Genomic DNA, 548 nt, shown 5'->3' with positions numbered 1-548 from the left:
CCACAGCAACTGCCGATCATGGTTATGCGGTCGATACCGCGGCGCCGGAAGCATCCATCACCATTGATGATGTAACCGGTGATAACACCATCAATATCGCCGAGGCGGGTCAGAACCAGAACGTGACCGGCCGCGTCGGCAACGACGTGCAGGTCGGCGACACGGTGACCGTGACTATCGGCGATCAGGCTTATCAGACCACCGTCACGGCGTCGGATAACGGCAATGTATGGAGCGTTTCTGTGCCGGGCGAGGTGTTGGCCGGTAACTCGCAGATCCATGCGGAAGTGACCACCACGGACGCGGCGGGCAACCCGACCACGGCTACGGCCGATCACGGTTATGCGGTTGATACCGCGGCGCCGGAAGCCAGCATCACCATTAATGATGTAACGGCCGACAATACGCTGAATATCGTGGAAGCGGGACAGAACCAGAACGTGACCGGTCGTGTCGGCAACGACGTGCAGGTCGGCGATACGGTGACCGTGACTATCGGCGATCAGTCGTATCAGACTACGGTGACCGCTTCCGACAACGGCAACGTA

At 59.7% G+C, this 548-nt stretch carries 1 protein-coding gene; it reads left to right on the top strand.

Features of this window, described 5'->3' with window-relative positions; genetic code table 11:
• A partial coding sequence (locus AU511_RS17060) for an Ig-like domain-containing protein (RefSeq protein ID WP_139829438.1) occupies positions 1 to 548 on the top strand: 548 nt, incomplete at both ends.

This window comes from Lonsdalea iberica (assembly GCF_002111585.1).
GTDB classification, from domain to species: Bacteria; Pseudomonadota; Gammaproteobacteria; order Enterobacterales; family Enterobacteriaceae; genus Lonsdalea; species Lonsdalea iberica.
Note: the sequence above shows the minus strand (reverse complement) of the source record. Positions and strands in the feature narration are given on the sequence as shown.